Here is an 18,388-nt window from a genome sequence, read left to right on the forward strand (position 1 = left end):
GCGGATTGCAAGGCGGGAGACGTATAAGAACAAAGGGACGCCGCCCCGCAAGTTGCCGCCACAGGGGCGCTGCCCCTCTTGGCCTTGCGGCCAATTCACCCCGGGGTATTTAGGACCAGAAAGAAGCAGACGGCCGGCAAGGCGCATCAGGCCTTCTTCCTTGCCGGCATCCTCACAGCCCCTTTGCGGCATCAGGCCTGTGCCAGGCTCGGTGCAGCAGCCTGTGCCGCATGGGCACGCCGCGCGGTGACAGCTTCTGCCAGCGCCTCCAGCTCATGTACTGTATCCTCCCAGCCTAAGCAGCCGTCGGTAACCGACTGCCCGTAAGTGAGGTCCCCTTTGCCAAGGTCCTGACGGCCCGCCACCAGATGGCTTTCCACCATCACCCCGGTGATGCGGCTGTCGCCGTCGGCGATCTGGCCCGCTACATCGCGCAGCACAGCGGGCTGCTTCATGGGATCCTTGCCGCTGTTGGCATGGCTGGCGTCGATCATCACATGACCGCGGATGCCGTCCTTTTCCGCCAGCCTGCAGGCCGCATCGACCGAGGCCGCGTCATAATTGGTGCCGCCGCCGCCGCGCAGGATCAAGTGGCAGTCCGGGTTGCCGCTGGTCGCCGCAATTGCCGCGCGGCCTGATTTGGCCAATGCCATGAAATGATGCGGATGCGCCGCCGAGCGCACCGCGTCCACTGCGATCTGCAGATTGCCGCGTGTGCCGTTCTTGAACCCCACCGGGCAGCTGAGGCCTGAGGCCATCTCGCGGTGAATCTGGCTTTCGGTGGTGCGGGCGCCGATGGCCGCCCAGGCCACCAGATCCGAGATGTATTGCGGCACCGCGGTGTCCAGAAACTCAGTTCCGACCGGCAGGCCCAGGCTGTTGATGTCCAGGCACAGTCGGCGTGCTGCACCCAGGCCTTCGTTGATGCGGAACGAGCCGTCGAGGCCGGGATCATTGATCAGCCCTTTCCAGCCCGAGATGGTGCGGGGTTTCTCGAAATAGACCCGCATCACAACCTCCAGCTCACCCGCCAGCCGGTCGCGCAGCGGTGCCAGCCGTTCGGCATACTCCATTGCCGCCTTGGGGTCGTGAATCGAACAGGGGCCGACCACAGCGACAACACGGTCATCGCGATCATGCAGCACATCCTGGATCGCTGTGCGGCTGGCCAGCACAGTATCCGTGGCCGCCGCCGTACTGGGCAGCTGGGATGCGAGGTCTTCGGGCGAGATCAGTTCCTGCATGCCGGTGATGCGGAGGTTTTCGGTCTGGGGTGTCATGTTTCAGCTTCCTTGGCGGGTGGCCCTTGGCGCTGCGGCGGATACGAAAAAAACCGCCGGCTGCTGCGGGCGGTTGGTGGTATCCTGGTGCGTTCCGATATCTTAGCTCAGAATGCGCTGCCCCCTCCGTCCGCCATGTGGCGCGGATAAAAGAAATACCAGAATGCGGCATAGCTACGGGTCATGAACCGGACGCTAGCGGAGTTTCGGCCAGCTGTCACCCCGGAAAATCCACCCTGAAAAGGCAACAGGCCCTCCGCCGGGAAGGGCCTGTGCGGCGGTTTCCACTGCGGCTCAAAAATCCTGCCAAAGGTCGCGGGCCGCATTGCCGTCTGCCGCCGGCGCCGCTGCGGCCGAGGTCGGGGGCGGGGCCGGGCTGGCCTCCAGATCCCAGTCATCGCTGCCATGGGCTGAGGGCGCCATGGCAGCCGGCGCCGCGGATACCGGGGCGGATGCGGCTGCAAGCGTGCCGCCGCCGGCCACCTGGAAGCGGGCGACCAGATCCGACAGCTTGCCCGCATCGCTGTTCAGCAGATGGCCTGCTGCCGTGGCTTCCTCGACCATGGCCGCGTTCTGCTGGGTCACCTGATCCAGCTGGGTGACGCCTGTGTTGATTTCCAGCAGGCCGGTGGATTGCTCCTCGGCGCCCTCAGCGATCTCGGACACCAGTTGCGAGATATGGCTGACCTGACCGACAATCGACTGCAGTGCGTCGCCAGCGCGGCCGACCAGGTCCACCCCCTCCCCGACCTGACGTGAACTGTCGCCAATCAGCGCCTTGATTTCCATGGCCGCATCCGAGGACCGCTGCGCCAGCGCCCGCACCTCGGACGCCACCACCGCAAAGCCGCGGCCCGCTTCGCCCGCGCGCGCGGCCTCGACCCCGGCGTTCAGCGCCAAGAGGTTGGTTTGAAACGCAATGTCGTCAATCACCGAGATAATCTGGGAAATCTTCTTCGAGCTGGCCTCGATCCCGCTCATGGCGGCCACGGCGCTTTGCACCACCTCGCCGCTGCTTTCGGCCTCCTGGCGGGCTTCGCGCACGGTTGCCTCGACATTACGGGCTCCTTCGGCGGCGGATTTCACCGAGGCTGTCAGCTCATCAATCGCCGCGGCGGTCTCTTCGAGCGTGGCAGCCTGGCTTTCGGTCCGGTGGGACAGATCGTCGGAGGCCTGACTGATCTCTGCAGAACCGCTGCGGATGCTGGAGGCGGCTTCGATCACCTGCTGCACTGTAGCGTTCAGATTGTCGATGGAGCCGTTGAAATCAGCGCGGAGCTGTTCGTATTCCTCCGGGAATTCCTCGGCGATGCGGATGGTCAGATCGCCATGCGACAGCCGGGCCAGGCGCTCGCTCAGCTGCTTCACCACATTGCCCAGTTCGGCGTCTTTGCTCTCCGCTTTCTGCTGCTCGGCCTCCTGCATCCGCAGCAGTTCAGCGCGGAATTTATCCAGCGCGCGGGCCATATCGCCGACCTCGTCGCCGCGGGTCTGGCCCTTGATCTCCACCGCGTTGTTGCCTTCGGCCAGCCCCCGCATCGACACCACGATGCGCCGCAGGCCTGAAGCGATGCCAGAGCCGGTGACCAGCGCCATCACCGCGCCGATCAGGATCGCCGCAGCAATTGCGCCGGGGATCATGATACGGGTCTGGGCGGCAAGTGCTTCATTGGCGGTGCGGCGCACGGCCATTGCCTCGGCCCCTTTCGCCTCAATCGTCTCCATGGTGGCACGGAAGCTGTCGAAATACGCCTTGCCCTGCCCCTGGGCGACAAGATCGGCCATGTCATCCATGGTCGCCGCGCTGCCGATCACCCGGCGCAGCTGCAGCATCGGAACCACCACGCTGCTGCGCCATTCGTCAACGATTTTGGCGACGTTATCCAGGCGGTTTGCCTGCATCAGATTGTCGGCCAGCGCCAGGTGGAGGTCGGCCAGCACCTCGTTAAAGCGACCGTTGCCCTCCATATACGGTTCGAGAAATTCCCGGTCGCCCGCCAGAAGAAAGCCGCGCATGCCCGTCTCCATGTCGACCGCCGCCGACAGCAGATCCTTGGCGCTGCTGATGACCTTGTGGGTCTGCTCCACCGCCTGCAGCGAGGTGTTCAGGTAATCCGGATCGGCAATCCCGGCGTTCACCAGGGAAGAAAAGGTGTTGCGCCGGTTGTTCAGCTCGACTTCCTCTTCCTCAATGACCTTAGCCATCTCCGCACGGAAGTTCTCGAAGTAGACCCGGCCCTTGGACTGTTTCACCTCTGCCGCCATGTCGTTCATGGTCAGGGCATCGCCGATATCGCGCCGCAACGCGATGGCGCCTGCCGCAACATCCTCCTGCCAGCCCGCCAATGTCTGCTCTGCCGTATCAAGGTCAGCCAGCAAGTCCGGATTGCCCGCGGCCAGGCTGCGCAAACGGTTAAGGGAGCCGGCAACTTTGGCGCTGCCGTCCTCAAACGGCACCAGATACTCATCCTGCCCGGCCAACAGGTACCCCCGCAGCCCGGCTTCCATTCCTGAGGCCGCTTCGGCCAGCGCCTGCGCTTCGGTCAAAATCTTCTGGGTGTGGTCAACAGCCTGCGCAGTCTTGTCCATACGGCCCAGGTTCACCACCGCCAGCACGCCGACCCCGAGAACCAGCAGCAGCGGGAACACCGCCACCGAAACGATCTTTGTCTTGGTGCTGAGGTTCGCCAGTGAAAACCGCCTGGCCGCGGGTGTCTTCTTTACTGCCATCACATCCGTCCCGGAACTTGCTTGTTTGCGACAGTAAAATCAGAAGAAAATTACGATTCCCTTTCGCGCAAAAAATGCATTCTAAACATTGTCCGGATGCCGTCAGGTAACGAAAAACCCCCGCTCCGAGCGGAGCGGGGGCCAGATAGCTGAACCAGATAATTCAGCGTGATTTATTCGTCTGCTTCAGCAGCTGCTTCCGCCGCTTCCAGGCGGGCCTTGTCGGCGGCACCCTTGGCGGCAGTGTCGCGGTCAACAAACTCGATGATCGCCATCGGAGCCATGTCGCCGTAACGGAAGCCGGCCTTCAGGATACGGACATAGCCGCCCTGACGGTCCTTGTAGCGCGGGCCCAGAACCTCGAACAGTTTCGCGACGTCCTTGTCCTGCTTCAGCTTGGACGCGGCCTGACGGCGGGCGTGCAGGTCGCCGCGCTTTGCCAGGGTGATCATCTTTTCGATGATCGGGCGCAGTTCTTTTGCTTTGGGCAGGGTCGTCTTGATCTGCTCGTGCTCGATCAGCGAGCCGCACATGTTCGAAAACAGCGCTTTGCGGTGCTCATGAGTACGGTTCAGGCGGCGGTAACCACGTGCGTGACGCATTATTCAATTCCTTATCTTGCGTTTTTGCTTTGTCAGGCGGCTGATGCGTGTCAGCTGCTCACCTTGGGGCGGATGCCCATGTTTTCCCCGGCCAAACCCGGGAATGGTTTGGGGAGGGCCAGTGCCCTCCCCTCAAAGACGCGCTTTAGAAGCTGTCTTCGAATTTCTTGGCCAGATCTTCGATGTTGTCCGGCGGCCAGTCCTCGACGTCCATGCCAAGGTGCAGACCCATGCCCGACAGCACTTCTTTGATCTCGTTCAGCGACTTGCGGCCGAAGTTCGGCGTGCGCAGCATTTCTGCTTCGGTCTTCTGGATGAGATCGCCGATATAGACGATGTTGTCGTTCTTCAGGCAGTTTGCAGACCGCACAGACAGTTCCAGCTCGTCCACTTTCTTGAGCAGAAGCGGGTTGAACTCGAGACCATCGTCCTCGTCCTGACGGTTTGCCGATTCCGGCTCGTCGAAGTTGACGAAGATCGACAGCTGGTCCTGCAGAATGCGGGCGGCATAGGCGACGGCATCGTCAGGCGTGATGGAGCCGTCGGTTTCCACCTTCATGGTCAGCTTGTCATAGTCCAGCACCTGGCCCTCACGGGTCGGCTGAACGTCATAGGAGACCTTCTTGACCGGCGAATAGATCGCGTCGATCGGGATCAGGCCGATCGGTGCGTCTTCCGGCTTGTTCTTCTCTGCCGAGACATAGCCTTTGCCGGTGTTCACGGTCAGTTCCATGAACAGGTCGGCGCCGTCGTCCAGGTGGCAGATGACGTGATCGCGGTTCAGAACCTCGATGCCGGCGGTTTCGGCAATATCACCGGCGGTGACAACAGCCGGGCCCTTGGCATTGACCGACAGCCGCTTGGGGCCTTCGACTTCCATGCGCAGGGACACGCCCTTGAGGTTCAGGATGATGTCGGTGACGTCTTCGCGCACACCGGCAACCGACGAAAACTCGTGCAGCACGTTGTCGATCTGCACGCTGGTGATGGCCGCGCCTTGCAGCGAGCTCATCAGGACGCGGCGCAGCGCGTTGCCCAGGGTCAGGCCGAAACCGCGTTCCAGCGGCTCTGCGACGACAGTTGCCTGGCGTGCAGGATCGTTACCCGGCTTCACTTCCAGCTGTGCCGGCTTGATCAGCTCTGCCCAGTTCTTATGGATCATGCGTTCCCTCCATTCCTGTCCTTGCCCCATGTCCGAAAGGCCAAGGACGCCCGAGGTTTAAATGACGCACTGGGGCCCTGCGAATCAAGCGGGGCCCCAGCAAAAATTCGAATTAGACGCGACGGCGCTTCGGCGGGCGGCAGCCGTTGTGCGCGATCGGGGTCACATCACGGATCGAAGTGATGTTGAAACCGACGGCAGCCAGTGCGCGCAGAGCCGATTCACGGCCAGAGCCGGGGCCCTGAACTTCGACTTCCAGCGTCTTCACACCGTGATCCTGGGCTTTCTTGCCCGCATCCTCGGCAGCCATCTGGGCCGCGTAAGGCGTGGATTTCCGCGAGCCTTTGAAGCCCATGGTGCCGGCCGACGACCAAGCGATCGCATTGCCCTGCACGTCGGAGATCAGGATTTTGGTGTTGTTGAACGACGAGTTCACATGCGCAACACCAGTTGCGATGTTCTTGCGCTCTTTCTTCTTAACGCGTGTCTTCTCACGTGCCATTGGTCAAACCCTCCCTTACTTCTTCTTACCAGCGATGGCCTTTGCGGGGCCTTTGCGGGTGCGAGCGTTGGTGTGGGTACGCTGACCGCGGACCGGCAGGTTGCGGCGGTGGCGCAGGCCACGGTAGCAGCCAAGATCCATCAGACGTTTGATGTTCATCTGAGTTTCACGGCGCAGGTCGCCTTCGACGGTGAAGTTGGCGTCGATGTGCTCGCGCACGGCCAGGACTTCTGCGTCGCTGAGTTCGTTCACACGGCGGGTCGCGTCGATGCCCACGGCTTCGCAGATCGCTTTGGCCGAGGTGTTACCGATACCGGTGATATAGGTGAGGGCGATGGGAACCCGCTTTGCAGTCGGGATGTTAACGCCGGCAATACGTGCCACGTGTCACTTTCCTTTTCGTTGCGGTTCCGTAGCGCCGGAACCTTTTTTCACAACACTTGACCGTGGCAGTGTGGCCAGAGGGTCCAGCATTTCGAGGTGATAAAGCAGGCAAACGAATCTGCCCGCCGGGAATCATTCCCAGAAGGGATGTGGGTAACTAGGGGCTGGGATATGGGCCGTCAAGCCCTAAAGAATAAGCCCCGCCGGACCGGCAGGGCTTGGCTATTCAAGCAGCTGGCAGAGCGGCTGCCGCGCGCCCTTCGGCGGGCGTTATGCGCCCATGATCCAGGCCATGTTCTTGCGGACTTCTGCAATTGAGGCAAGGCCGTCCAGACGTTGCAGATTGCCTTTGGCGTAGAAGTAGCCGATCAGCGGCGAAGTCTTCTTGTAATACTCCATCAGGCGGGTCTTGAGGCTATCCTCATTGTCGTCGGCCCGGCGGGTCGCATCCGTGCTGCCGCAATTGGCGCATTTGCCGTCTTCCGGCCAGGGCTTGGTCTGGTCATGATAGACCTCGCCGCAGCCGCCGCAGGTGGAGCGGCCAGTAATGCGCGCGACCAGCGCGTCATCATCGACCTGCATCTCGATCACCGCATCAAGCTTCAGACCCATCTCGTCCAGCAGCTTGGCCAGCGCATCGGCCTGCGCCAGAGTGCGCGGGAAGCCGTCGAAGATGAAACCGCCCTCGGCGCCCTCGCGCAGCTTTTCGCGGATCAGGCCAATGACAATCTGGTCGGTGACCAGCTTGCCTTCGGCCATGATGGCAGCAACCTTCTTGCCCATTTCGGTTCCGGAGGTCTGGGCCTCGCGCAGCATGTCGCCGGTGCTGAGTTGCACCATGCCGCGGGATTCAACCAGGTAACGCGCCTGCGTACCTTTGCCCGCCCCCGGCGGGCCAAGAAGGATAATGTTGCTCATCGGCGAGAAGGTCCCCGTTTTGTCCGTTTCTTGTTGCGCCCGCGCAGCTGGCTTTTCTCGATAAGCCCCTCATACTGATGCGCGAGGAGGTGGCTTTGCACCTGCTGAATGGTGTCCATGGTGACGGATACCACAATCAGAACGGACGTGCCGCCAAAATACACGGGGATGGCGAATTGGCCGCGGAGGACCTCGGGCAGCAGGCAGACCAGCGCCAGATAACCCGACCCCAGAACCAGGATGCGGTTCACCACATATTCGATATATTCGGCTGTCTTCTTGCCTGGGCGGATGCCGGGGACAAAGCCGTTCTGGTTCTTCAGGTTGTTCGCCACGTCATCCGGTTTGAAGGAGACGTTGAAGGTGTAGAAATAGGCAAAGAACACGATCATCGCGATGAAGAACAACAGATACAGCGGCTGGCCGGGGCCAAAGTTCGCCAGCAGCCAGGACATCACCGGACCGGTTGCAGCGCCTGAGGAGAACGCCGAGATGGTGGTCGGCAGCAGCAGCAGCGACGAGGCAAAGATCGCCGGGATCACGCCCGCCGGGTTCACCTTGACCGGCAGATGCGAGGAGCCGCCGTCATAGACCTTCATGCCGACCTGGCGGCGCGGGTACTGGATGTGGATCTTGCGCAGGGCGCGTTCCATGAACACCACGAACATGATCACGCCGATCACCATCAGGATCACACCGATGATCACGGCGGGGCTGATCGCGCCGGAACGGCCGGAGGCAAAGAACTGTGCGATTGCGGCGGGGACCTCGGCGATGATGCCGACAAAGATGATCAGCGAGATACCATTGCCGATGCCGCGCTGGGTGATCTGCTCGCCCAGCCACATCAGGAACATGGTGCCGCCCACCAGGGTGATCATGCAGGCCATGCGGAAATACATGCCCGGATCGGTCGCCAGGTCACCCGATTCCAGCGACACAGCCAGCCCATAGGCCTGCGCAGTCGCCAGCGCCACGGTGCCATAGCGGGTGTACTGGTTGATCTTCTTGCGGCCCTGCTCGCCCTCTTTCTTGAGCTGCTCAAGCGAGGGCACCATCGAGGTCAGGAGCTGAACGATAATGGAGGCGGAGATATAGGGCATGATGCCGAGGGCAAAAATCCCCATCCGGCCAAGCGCGCCGCCGGTGAACATCGACACCATGCCGCCGATGCCCTGGCCCGCCTGCTCCATGAACTGGCGCAGGGCGCCAGAATCAATCCCCGGAACCGGAATGAACGTGCCCAGGCGATAGACAATCAAAAGGCCGATGGTGAACAGGATCCGGTTGCGCAGATCCGTGGCCTTGCCCAGGGCAGCCCAGCTGGTGTTCGCCGCCATTTGTTCTGCTGCTGATACCATGAAAAGGTCTCTTCTTTAGCGAAACGCCGCCCGGAACCGTTTTCCGGCTCGGGCGGCGTTCTAGGAAAACTCGAAGACTATGTAAGCGGCATTGGCGCCGCTCACAAGCCGTTACTCTGCGGCGGCTGCAGTTGCCACAGTCAGAGCGCCGCCAGCTTTTGCAACAGCGTCAACGGCAGCTGCCGATGCACCGGTCACAGTGATGGTGGCTTTGGCGGTGATTTCACCTTTGGCCAGGACGCGGACGCCGTCCAGCTTGCGGCGTACCAGACCCGATGCGATCATCGAATCTTCGGTGATGTCCGCGGCGTCCAGCTTGCCCAGGTCGATGAATTTCTGGATCAGGCCCAGGTTCACAACGGCGTATGCCTTGCGGTTCGGCTTGTTGAAGCCGCGCTTGGGCAGACGCTGGTACAAGGGCATCTGACCGCCTTCGTAACCGTTGATCGACACACCCGAACGGGATTTCTGGCCTTTGATACCACGGCCGCCCATTTTACCCTTGCCAGAGCCGGGGCCGCGGGCAACGCGCATGCGTTTTTTGGTTGCGCCAGGATTGTCGCTGAGTTCGTGAAGTTTCATGTCGCTTCTCCTTGCCGGATGTGGCCCCCGAAGCGTGATGGGCCAACCGCGGCGTTTCTTGATTGGTGATTCCATGGCGCAGAACGCCACCGGGTGCCTATAGACCCGATGCGGGACGGGATCAAGCCCCGCAGCCTTGCCAAACATGCGGAGCACGCAGGTCCCGCCGCCAAGGCCCCTGCCCTGCCAGTTGCTCTCTTGCTGCTTCTGGTGCTGTCCGGTCCGTCTAGGCCCCTCCGTTAAAGGGTGGCGGCGCCGCCGGGGTGGAGATGGGATGGGGTTTCCCCCATGCGAATACGCGTATCGCGCGCTCCGGGTGCCAGACCGGAGCCCTGTTCCAGGTGCCGGGAGTGTCAGGCCCGGCCGGTGATCATGATCGGGGACGATCCTGTCAGAGCGGGGTTAAACCCGCGTGGGCGGTGCGTACGGCGGCTGCGCAACACCTCTGCAAACAAAAACGCCCCCGCCGGGATGGCGGGGGCGCTTTCGGGCCGGGCGATCGGAGAGGGAGGAGGATCCGTCAGCCGGCCGGGGAGGTTACTTGCCGTAAACGTGTTCGCGCGCGACGCCGGGGATGGCGCAACGGGTCAGGCCGATGTCAGCCAGGTCGCGGGCGGACATCGCGCGCAGGGCGTTGACGGTTGCTTTGTAATCGCGGCGCAGCTTCCAGTTCTGGATCAGCCCGGCGGCAAAGCCTGCGAAACGGGCCGAGATCCCGGCGGAGGGTGCGGAAAGAGTTGAATATGCCATTGTTCTTGTTCCTTCGCTGCGCTGCCGGAGCGTGCCTCCGGCGCGTTGCTTGATCTGTTCGTCTGAAGTGAACGGGACATAAGGACGGCCCGGACCGGGAACAACGGATGCTTTGGTCTGGCAGCTATGCAGCACCCGCATAGCACGATCGCGTGAGGTCTCTTGAAGCCCCGCCAAAAGAAAACGCTCCCGCCCGGCGAGGGCAGGAGCGCTTTGGCCCGGACACGAAGGAGGAGGAGGAGGAGAGACGCGTCCGGGAAGGCGGGAATTCTTAGCCGTAGACGTGCTGGCGCGCCAGGTCGGCGATATCGTCGCGGCGCACACCGATGTCCGACAGCTCATGATCGCTCAACGCGTCCAGTTCATTGTAGGTGCGCTGAAATTCGCGGGCTTTGACCCAGGAATCGGCCAGGCCTTCCACGGCGGAACGGATGCGGGCGGTGAGGCTGTGGGTGCCGTGTGCGGTGCTGATAACATGTGCCATCTTAACTATCCTTATCTCTGATACCGGGCATATTCCCGGTGGTCTGTGTTTGGTCATTTTCTGTGACCCCGAGATAGGAGTGCCACGCGATTCCAACAACTGACACAACCGGCAAGCCGCTATGCAAGCATTGCAAGGGGCCTTTCCCGCAGGTTAACGCCCTGCCCCGGCCCTGCTCTGTCCCAAAACGAAAAACGCCCCCGGTTTCCCGGAGGCGTTTTCCAAAGTCTGAAACCGAAAAGGGGCTTAGCCGCGCTCTTCGATGATCTGAACCATATGCGAGATCGAGTTGACCATGCCGCGGACCGAAGGGGTATCCTCCAGCTCACGGGTTTTGTGCATCTTGTTCAGGCCCAGGCCAATCAGGGTTGCGCGCTGTTTGGCAGGACGGCGGATCGGCGAGCCGATCTGCTTGATCACGATGGTTTTTGCCATGTTTCTCTACTCCTTACGCTTCAGCTTCGGCAGCTGCCGGTGCTTCGTCCCGCTTGGGCAGGATGTCAGCGACCTTTTTGCCGCGGCGCTGAGCCACCGAACGCGGGCTCTGCTCTTTGGACAGGCCGTTCAGGGTGGCGCGGATCATGTTGTAGGGGTTCTGCGAACCGATCGACTTCGAAACAACGTCTTTGACGCCAAGCATTTCGAAGACAGCACGCATCGGACCACCTGCGATGATACCGGTACCTTCAGGCGCGGTACGCATCACAACTTTGCCTGCGCCGTGACGGCCGGCCATGTCGTGGTGCAGGGTGCGGCCCTCTTTCAGCGGCACGCGGACCATCTGGCGCTTGGCCTGTTCGGTCGCCTTGCGGATCGCTTCGGGCACTTCTTTTGCTTTACCCTTGCCAAAGCCGACGCGGCCTTTCTGGTCGCCAACAACAACCAGGGCAGCGAAGCCAAAGCGCTTACCGCCTTTTACGGTTTTGGACACGCGGTTGATCGCGACCAGGCGATCTGCGAATTCCGGTGTCTCGTCACGGTCGCGGCGGTTGCCACGGCGGTTATCACGTTCTGCCATCAGGCATTCCTTTTAAGAGAGGCGCACTGCACAAAGCACGGGGCGCCTGTTGTTCCAATCCTGGTGACACCCGGGCAAAGCCCGGGGTCCCGGATCATCGGGGCGGTCCCGAAAGACCGCCCGCAATAGATTAGATCTTCAGGCCGCCTTCACGCGCAGCGTCGGCCAGAGCCTTCACCTTGCCGTGAAACAGGAAGCCGCCGCGATCGAAGTAGGCTTCGCTGACACCGGCCGCTTTTGCGCGTTCGGCGATCAGAGCACCAACTTTGGTCGCTGCTTCGACGTTGTTTTTGCCAACTACGCCGAGATCTTTTTCCAGGGTCGAAGCGGAGGCCACGGTCACGCCGCGCAGGTCGTCGATCAATTGAACAGAGATGTTCTTGTTCGAACGGTGCACAGAAAGACGCGGACGGCCTGCGTTCACTTTGCGAAGCTTGTTCCGGACGCGCAGCCGGCGCTTCAGAAACAGGGTACGTTTGCTGTTTGCCATTTTGCTGGTCCTTACTTCTTCTTGCCTTCCTTGCGGAAGATGAATTCGCCCTTGTAGCGGATGCCTTTGCCTTTGTAGGGCTCGGGACGGCGCCATTCGCGGATTTTCGCCGCGACTTCGCCCACCTGCTGCTGGTCGATACCTTCCACAACGATTTCGGTCTGCTTCGGTGCGGTGATGGTGACGCCATCAGGTGCAGTGAAGTCGACATCGTGGCTGTAGCCCAGGTTCAGCTTCAGGGTATTGCCCTGCATCTGAGCCCGGTAACCCACACCCTGGATCTCCAGTTCTTTCTTGAAGCCCTGGGTCACGCCGGTCACAAGGTTGGCCACCTGAGTGCGGGACATGCCCCACTGCTGACGGGCACGCTTGGACTTGCCGCGCGGCTCGATGGTGACAACATTGTCGTTGACCGACAGGGTGACATCGTCGGTGGCAGTGAAGGTGCGGGCGCCTTTCGGGCCTTTCACTTCGATGGTCTGGCCGGACACGGCAGCGGACACGCCGCTGGGCAGTTCGACCGGTTTTTTACCAATACGGGACATCTGCGAGCCTCCTTAGAAGACGGTGCAGAGCACTTCGCCGCCAACGTTGGCTGCGCGTGCGCTTGCGTCCGACATCACACCCTGGGGGGTGGAGACAATCGACACGCCCAGGCCCTGACGGACCGACGGGATGTCATTGACGCCCATGTAAACGCGGCGGCCGGGCTTGGAGACCCGCTTAAGCTCGCGAATGACAGGTTCGCCGTCGAAGTACTTCAGGCTGATTTCGATGGCCGGGTGGCCATTGGCACCAGTCATCTTCTCATAACCGCGGATGTAGCCCTCGTCTGCCAGCACGTCCAGCACCCAGGCCCGCAGCTTGGAAGCCGGGGTCAGGACGGTGGATTTGCCGCGCATCTGAGAGTTACGGATACGGGTGAGCATATCGCCGATAGGATCGTTCATATCTGTCTCTCCCTTACCAGCTCGATTTCACCATGCCGGGGATCTGACCAGCAGAACCCAGCTCGCGCAGCGCAATACGGCTGACCTTCAGCTTACGGTAGTAAGCGTGGGGACGGCCGGTGAGCTGGCAGCGGTTGTGAAGACGGGTTGCCGACGAGTTGCGCGGCAGTTTCGCCAGTTTCAGACGCGCGGTGAAACGCTCTTCCATCGGGCGGCTTTCGTCAGTCGCGATTTCTTTCAGCTCGGCGCGCTTTGCGGCGTATTTTGCCACCAGGCGCTCGCGCTTCTTCTCGCGTTCGATCATGCTTTTCTTAGCCATGGTCTCTATCCTTCCCCCGCTTAGCTGTTGAAGGGCATGTTGAAAGCTTTCAACAGCGCCTTTGCTTCCGCGTCGGTGTTCGCGGTGGTGGCGATCACGATGTCCATGCCCCAGTTTTCATCGATCTTATCAAAATCGATTTCCGGGAACACGAGATGCTCTTTCAAGCCCATGGCATAGTTGCCACGGCCGTCGAAAGAGGTGCCCGAAACACCGCGGAAGTCGCGGATACGGGGCATCGCAATGGTGATCAGACGGTCGAGGAATTCGTACATCCGGTCACCGCGCAGGGTCACCTTGGCGCCCATCGGCATGCCTTCGCGAACGCGGAAGCCGGCGATGGAGTTCTTTGCCACGGTGGTCAGAGCTTTCTGGCCCGCGATGAGGGTCAGATCGGCCTGGGCGGATTTGGCTTTCTTGCTGTCTTTGACAGCAGCGCGGCCGCAGCCGATGTTCAGAACGATTTTCTCCAGCTTGGGGAGCATCATGTCGTTCTTGTAGCCGAACTCTTCTTTCAGGGCGCCACGGATGGTGTCCTTGTACAGAGCTTTCAGGCGCGGGGTGTAGGTTGCAGCGTCAAGCATCAGACAGTCTCCCCGGTGGTCTTGGCGAAGCGCACCTTCTTGCCGTCTTCCTCGCGGAAACCGACACGGGTTGCTTTGCCGTTGCTGTCCAGCAGCGCCAGGTTCGACAGGTCGATCGGCAGTGCTTTGGGCAGACGGCCGCCCTGTTCGTTTTGCGACTGGCGGGTATGGCGGATGGCCATGTTCACGCCGTCGACGATGGCTTTGCCGGCTTTCGGGTCAACGGAGGCGATTGCGCCTTCTTTGCCTTTGTCTTTGCCGGACAGCACGACGACCTTGTCGCCTTTGCGGAGTTTAGCAGCCATGATTACAGCACCTCCGGAGCAAGCGAGATGATCTTCATGAAGTTTTTCGCGCGCAGTTCACGAACAACCGGGCCAAAGATCCGGGTACCGACCGGCTCATTGTTGGTGTTCAGGATAACGGCTGCGTTCCGGTCGAACCGGATTGCAGTGCCGTCTTCGCGGCGGACTTCTTTGGCGGTGCGTACGACAACGGCCTTACGGACGTCGCCTTTTTTCACGCGGCCGCGCGGGATGGCTTCCTTGACCGAAACGACAATGATGTCGCCTACGGATGCGTATTTACGCTTGGAGCCACCCAGAACCTTGATGCACTGAACTCGGCGGGCGCCGGAGTTGTCAGCAACATCCAGATTTGTTTGCATCTGGATCATGTGGTTTCTCCCGACCTATGGGGCGCCGATGCGTGGCGTGATCCCCCAGGGTTTCGACTGACTGTTAAGTCTAGCCGCCAGGAGTCTCGGATGAGACTCTTAGGCTTCCAGAACTTCCCAGCGTTTCGTTTTCGATTTCGGCGCGCATTCGATGATGCGTACAGAGTCGCCGACCTTGAAAGCGTTCTTTTCATCGTGAGCCCGGTATTTCTTGGACTTACGGATGGTTTTCTTCAGAACCGGATGCGTGAAGCGGCGTTCAACCGAGACAGTTACGGTCTGGGCGTTGGCATCGCTGGTCACGGTGCCAGTGAGAATACGTTTGGGCATCGTGTCGCTCCTTATTCAGCTGCTGCAGCAGCTTTTTCGTTCAGGATGGTCTTCACTTTGGCAGCATTGCGGCGGGCCGCTTTGATGCCTGCAGTGTTTTCCAGCTGACCGGTCGCCTGCTGAAAGCGCAGGTTGAAGCTCTCTTTTTTCAGGGATGCGAGGGCATCGCGGAGTTCATCCACGGTTTTGTCGCGCAGATCATTGGCGTTCATCGCCTTTGTTCCTTGTCCAAAGCACCAGAAGGCCCCGATGGGTAACCTTTGACCTGGTGGGTTATGTCAACCGCGCCAAAGACGCGGCAAAAAAGAATCACCCGGCCCAAATCCAACGCGGATAAGGGACAGGCGATGGGTCCCTATAGAGGAGACCGGGTGCAGGGGCAAGGGAAAGATCCCGGCTCCGCCGCAAGCCCGCCCGCCCTGCGGCGGAGCCGGTTCAGATGATCTCATCCTCGTCGAACATTGCCGCGTCCTCTAGCTGCGCATGCAGGCTCTCGATGCGGCTTTCAGCCTCCACCGGCGTCGCCACCCTGGCAATGTGGAACAGGGCGTCACCCTCATTCACGATCGGCATGTTGGCACGGCCGATGATGAGGCCCGCCTGGCCTGCCTGCAGCTCTTCTTCGTGTTCGCCGAAGGGATCGGAAACAACCCCCAGCACATCGCCCTCCTCGACCATTTCACCGGTGGTCTTGTAGGTCCGCAGCAACCCGCCGGCGGGCGCGCGCTCCCAGCTGCTGCTGCCCGCCCGGACCGGCACCACTTCGGCCAGCGGCACGCCATCCTCGGGGATCATGTCCAGCGCGTGCATCACCCGCAGGATGCCGGCCACCCCCACACGTGCAGACTGCTCGTCAAACCGCAGCCCCTCGCCGGCCTCATACAGCAGGACATCGACCCCGCGCGCCTGCGCCTCCTTGCGCAGGGAACCGTCACGCAGCCCGGAGCGGATCACCACCGGCGCGCCAAAGGCATCGGCATAGGCCAGCGTCTCCTGCGCCTTGGGCGACACCCGGATTTGCGGCATATTGGTGCGGTGGATGGCGGCAGAATGCAGGTCGATACCCAAATCGCAGCGATCCACCACTTCGGTCATGAACAGATGCGCCAGGCGGCTGGCCAGCGAACCGCCCTCGCTGCCGGGAAAACAGCGGTTCAGGTCACGCCGGTCCGGCAAGTAGCGGGAATGGTTCAAAAACCCGAAGGTGTTGACGATCGGCACCACGATCAGGGTGCCCTTAAGACGGGAAAACTTACGGCTGCGCAGCAGGCGGCGGGCAATTTCCACCCCGATCACCTCATCGCCGTGAATGGCAGCCGAAACAAACAGCGCCGGCCCGTCCTTCGCCCCGTGAATCACATGGGCGGACATGGTGACCGGCGTGTGGTCCGACAGCACGCTCACCGGCAGATCCACTGTGCGGCGGGTGCCGGGCGGAATGTGGAAGCCGCCAATTTCAAAAGGGGAACGCCGTACCATCTATACCTCCCGCAGGGCCGTTCCCGGAAGCTAGGCGCCTTTGCGGGCTTTTACAATTGCGCCTGTCGCCTTCAACAGCGAAGGAACCCTGCTGAGGGCGGCATATTGATGGCCAATACTGGCAGAAACTCAGCCGTCCTCAGATAGCTTCTTAACGCCGCGCTCCGGCCATTTCGTACTGTAAAAATACAGCGCCACTAGAACGCAGATTATTAGATAGCCCACAGGGAATACTAACTGAAAAACGGCTATGTCGAGGCCGAGCTCACGTTCAAGAACAGCAAAAATTGCAACGATGGGAAAGCAAACGGCCATGGCGCACAATTGAACGATCAGACTCCACTTGAACACCCAGGCGAAAATGGTTTTGAGGTTTACCACAGCATAGAGCAGCAGCACTACGACCCCGAGACAGCCCAATATTAGTGCTAAGTGATAAACTAGCTCCAAATCGCATCTCCCGCTACATGCAAGACCATACTAGCGTTCAGCCGAACGCAATAAGGCTTATTCCCACTTGTAGTTAAAGCTGACGCTGATCCGCTCGTCCTCGGCCATGTTCATCGGCACCTCGTGGCGCAGGAAGCTTTCCCACAGCAGCACGTCGCCGACCGCTGGCGACTGGTAGACAAAGGTCTTCAATTCCTGGCGGCAGTCTTTGGTGCGCGGCGGATGCGCCATCATCATGGCGTGGCGCGGATCCTCCAGCTTCAGCGCCGAGGCGCCGTCGGGCATCGACACATAGGTGGTGCCGGAAATCACCGAATGCGGGTGAATGTGGCTGGCATGGGTGCCGCCCTCGGGCAGGATGTTGATCCACAAATCCTCCAGCACCAGCGCCCGCCCGTCCAGATCCAGCTCCAGATCCCTGGCAAATGCCGCAACATGCAGATCCAGCGATTTCACCAGATCGGCAAAGACCGGGAACCGCCAGGGCAGATCGGTGAGCGAGGCATAGGAGGTATAGCCGGGATAGCCGTTCTCCTCGCACCAGTCCTGCCCGGCATCGTCATCACCGGCGATGACAAGACAGGAGTTTTCCATTTCCTGCGCGTCAATCGATGGTCCGTGTTCGGACAATTGCGCGCGGTAGAGGCGGGTCACAAAAAGCGATTCAATCTGGGCCATAGCGCCGTCTTAGCGCAGTGCCCCTGCCTTGGCGAGATGCTTCCTGCAGCTTCTTTCTGGGTGCAAATACCCCGGGGGAGCCGCCAAAGGCGGCGGGGGCAGCGCCCCGGCTGGCGGACACAACGGAAGAACCCCCGCTGATTGCTCAGCGGGGGTCCTTTGATTTTAGAAACCGGCTGCGCTTTCATCGCTCTTGCAGGCAAAAGCAACGGCCGCGCAGGCGGCGGCAAGGCCGCCGTTTACCAGTCTTCGCGAACCACGACGCGGGTCTTGACCGGCAGTTTCATCGCTGCCAGGCGCAGGGCCTCGCGGGCGACTTCGTCGGTGACGCCGTCGATCTCGAACATCACGCGGCCAGGCTTAACCTTGGCTGCCCAGTAGTCCACGGAACCTTTACCTTTACCCATACGGACTTCGGTCGGCTTCGAGGTCACCGGAGTGTCCGGGAAGATACGGATCCAGACACGGCCCTGGCGTTTCATGTGCCGGGTCATGGCGCGGCGGGCAGCCTCAATCTGGCGTGCAGTCACACGCTCAGGAGTGGTTGCCTTCAGGCCATAGGTGCCGAAGTTCAGGTCGGAACCGCCTTTTGCCAGGCCGTGAATCCGGCCCTTGTGCATTTTGCGGAATTTAGTGCGCTTTGGCTGAAGCATCTCAAA

Annotated in this window: 26 protein-coding genes; all 26 read right to left on the reverse strand. The window is 61.1% G+C overall.

The genetic code is table 11. From position 1 onward, the window contains the following. Positions 1-191: 191 nt before the first annotated feature. The gene (locus K3557_RS16740; RefSeq protein WP_259995164.1) at positions 192-1,280 is read right to left on the reverse strand and encodes a 3-deoxy-7-phosphoheptulonate synthase; all 1,089 of its coding nucleotides are present in this window, start codon (positions 1,278-1,280) and stop codon (positions 192-194) included. 294 nt (positions 1,281-1,574) lie between these two features. Further along, the gene (locus K3557_RS16745) at positions 1,575-4,010 is read right to left on the reverse strand and encodes a CHASE3 domain-containing protein (protein WP_259995173.1); all 2,436 of its coding nucleotides are present in this window, start codon (positions 4,008-4,010) and stop codon (positions 1,575-1,577) included. A 173-nt stretch (positions 4,011-4,183) separates the two neighbouring features. After that, a complete protein-coding gene (gene rplQ, locus K3557_RS16750; protein ID WP_027257365.1) occupies positions 4,184-4,612 on the reverse strand; it encodes a 50S ribosomal protein L17 in 429 nt (142 codons plus the stop codon). A 145-nt stretch (positions 4,613-4,757) separates the two neighbouring features. Beyond that, entirely contained in the window at positions 4,758-5,774 is a 1,017-nt protein-coding gene (locus tag K3557_RS16755; RefSeq protein ID WP_259989342.1) for a DNA-directed RNA polymerase subunit alpha, read from the reverse strand. 112 nt (positions 5,775-5,886) lie between these two features. Then, the gene (gene rpsK / locus K3557_RS16760) at positions 5,887-6,276 is read right to left on the reverse strand and encodes a 30S ribosomal protein S11 (protein WP_259989340.1); all 390 of its coding nucleotides are present in this window, start codon (positions 6,274-6,276) and stop codon (positions 5,887-5,889) included. Between the two features lie 15 nt (positions 6,277-6,291). Beyond that, positions 6,292-6,660: a 30S ribosomal protein S13 gene (gene rpsM / locus K3557_RS16765; protein ID WP_129372208.1), complete on the reverse strand. Its 369-nt coding sequence runs from the start codon at positions 6,658-6,660 to the stop codon at positions 6,292-6,294. Positions 6,661-6,930: 270 nt separating this feature from the next. Then, a complete protein-coding gene (locus K3557_RS16770) occupies positions 6,931-7,578 on the reverse strand; it encodes an adenylate kinase (RefSeq protein ID WP_259995175.1) in 648 nt (215 codons plus the stop codon). Further along, positions 7,575-8,939 (reverse strand): preprotein translocase subunit SecY, encoded by a 1,365-nt coding sequence (gene secY, locus K3557_RS16775; protein WP_259989335.1) that lies wholly within the window; start codon positions 8,937-8,939, stop codon positions 7,575-7,577. The genes K3557_RS16770 and secY overlap by 4 nt, the downstream gene beginning before the upstream one ends. 111 nt (positions 8,940-9,050) lie before the next feature. After that, positions 9,051-9,521 carry a 50S ribosomal protein L15 gene (gene rplO, locus K3557_RS16780; RefSeq protein WP_129372211.1) on the reverse strand — a complete coding sequence of 157 codons (471 nt, stop codon included), beginning with the start codon at positions 9,519-9,521 and terminating at the stop codon, positions 9,051-9,053. Between the two features lie 537 nt (positions 9,522-10,058). After that, complete coding sequence (locus tag K3557_RS16785; RefSeq protein WP_134830796.1) at positions 10,059-10,271, reverse strand: DUF1127 domain-containing protein; 213 nt, start codon at positions 10,269-10,271, stop codon at positions 10,059-10,061. 271 nt (positions 10,272-10,542) lie between these two features. After that, positions 10,543-10,755 carry a DUF1127 domain-containing protein gene (locus tag K3557_RS16790; protein WP_259989330.1) on the reverse strand — a complete coding sequence of 71 codons (213 nt, stop codon included), beginning with the start codon at positions 10,753-10,755 and terminating at the stop codon, positions 10,543-10,545. A gap of 246 nt (positions 10,756-11,001) precedes the next feature. Then, on the reverse strand, positions 11,002-11,190 hold the full coding sequence (gene rpmD / locus K3557_RS16795; RefSeq protein WP_129372214.1) for a 50S ribosomal protein L30: 189 nt from the start codon (positions 11,188-11,190) through the stop codon (positions 11,002-11,004). A gap of 13 nt (positions 11,191-11,203) precedes the next feature. Next, positions 11,204-11,773 carry a 30S ribosomal protein S5 gene (gene rpsE / locus K3557_RS16800; protein WP_129372215.1) on the reverse strand — a complete coding sequence of 190 codons (570 nt, stop codon included), beginning with the start codon at positions 11,771-11,773 and terminating at the stop codon, positions 11,204-11,206. A gap of 130 nt (positions 11,774-11,903) precedes the next feature. Beyond that, a complete protein-coding gene (gene rplR, locus K3557_RS16805) occupies positions 11,904-12,263 on the reverse strand; it encodes a 50S ribosomal protein L18 (protein ID WP_027257354.1) in 360 nt (119 codons plus the stop codon). An 11-nt stretch (positions 12,264-12,274) separates the two neighbouring features. Continuing rightward, positions 12,275-12,808 carry a 50S ribosomal protein L6 gene (gene rplF, locus K3557_RS16810; protein WP_129372216.1) on the reverse strand — a complete coding sequence of 178 codons (534 nt, stop codon included), beginning with the start codon at positions 12,806-12,808 and terminating at the stop codon, positions 12,275-12,277. 12 nt (positions 12,809-12,820) lie between these two features. Beyond that, a complete protein-coding gene (gene rpsH, locus K3557_RS16815; RefSeq protein WP_024088550.1) occupies positions 12,821-13,213 on the reverse strand; it encodes a 30S ribosomal protein S8 in 393 nt (130 codons plus the stop codon). A 13-nt stretch (positions 13,214-13,226) separates the two neighbouring features. Then, on the reverse strand, positions 13,227-13,532 hold the full coding sequence (rpsN, locus tag K3557_RS16820) for a 30S ribosomal protein S14 (protein WP_129372217.1): 306 nt from the start codon (positions 13,530-13,532) through the stop codon (positions 13,227-13,229). Between the two features lie 20 nt (positions 13,533-13,552). Then, positions 13,553-14,116 carry a 50S ribosomal protein L5 gene (gene rplE / locus K3557_RS16825; protein WP_259989323.1) on the reverse strand — a complete coding sequence of 188 codons (564 nt, stop codon included), beginning with the start codon at positions 14,114-14,116 and terminating at the stop codon, positions 13,553-13,555. Beyond that, positions 14,116-14,421, reverse strand: coding sequence for a 50S ribosomal protein L24 (gene rplX, locus K3557_RS16830; protein ID WP_027257351.1), 306 nt, complete (start codon positions 14,419-14,421; stop codon positions 14,116-14,118). Before rplX ends, rplE begins: the two co-directional genes overlap by 1 nt. Before the next feature lie 2 nt (positions 14,422-14,423). Further along, positions 14,424-14,792: a 50S ribosomal protein L14 gene (gene rplN / locus K3557_RS16835; protein ID WP_027257350.1), complete on the reverse strand. Its 369-nt coding sequence runs from the start codon at positions 14,790-14,792 to the stop codon at positions 14,424-14,426. Between the two features lie 99 nt (positions 14,793-14,891). Next, positions 14,892-15,122, reverse strand: a complete 231-nt coding sequence (gene rpsQ, locus K3557_RS16840; RefSeq protein WP_024088546.1) for a 30S ribosomal protein S17 — start codon at positions 15,120-15,122, stop codon at positions 14,892-14,894. A gap of 11 nt (positions 15,123-15,133) precedes the next feature. Continuing rightward, the gene (rpmC, locus tag K3557_RS16845; RefSeq protein WP_024088545.1) at positions 15,134-15,334 is read right to left on the reverse strand and encodes a 50S ribosomal protein L29; all 201 of its coding nucleotides are present in this window, start codon (positions 15,332-15,334) and stop codon (positions 15,134-15,136) included. 223 nt (positions 15,335-15,557) lie between these two features. Beyond that, positions 15,558-16,601, reverse strand: a complete 1,044-nt coding sequence (locus K3557_RS16850; protein WP_259995178.1) for a succinylglutamate desuccinylase/aspartoacylase family protein — start codon at positions 16,599-16,601, stop codon at positions 15,558-15,560. Between the two features lie 129 nt (positions 16,602-16,730). After that, positions 16,731-17,000, reverse strand: a complete 270-nt coding sequence (locus K3557_RS16855; RefSeq protein WP_259995179.1) for a hypothetical protein — start codon at positions 16,998-17,000, stop codon at positions 16,731-16,733. Positions 17,001-17,108: 108 nt separating this feature from the next. Then, positions 17,109-17,729 carry a TIGR02466 family protein gene (locus K3557_RS16860; RefSeq protein ID WP_259995180.1) on the reverse strand — a complete coding sequence of 207 codons (621 nt, stop codon included), beginning with the start codon at positions 17,727-17,729 and terminating at the stop codon, positions 17,109-17,111. A gap of 239 nt (positions 17,730-17,968) precedes the next feature. After that, positions 17,969-18,382 carry a 50S ribosomal protein L16 gene (gene rplP / locus K3557_RS16865; protein ID WP_024088541.1) on the reverse strand — a complete coding sequence of 138 codons (414 nt, stop codon included), beginning with the start codon at positions 18,380-18,382 and terminating at the stop codon, positions 17,969-17,971. Positions 18,383-18,388 lie beyond the last annotated feature (6 nt).

Origin of the sequence: Leisingera sp. M523, from assembly GCF_025141335.1 — a bacterium.
Classification (GTDB): domain Bacteria; phylum Pseudomonadota; class Alphaproteobacteria; order Rhodobacterales; family Rhodobacteraceae; genus Leisingera.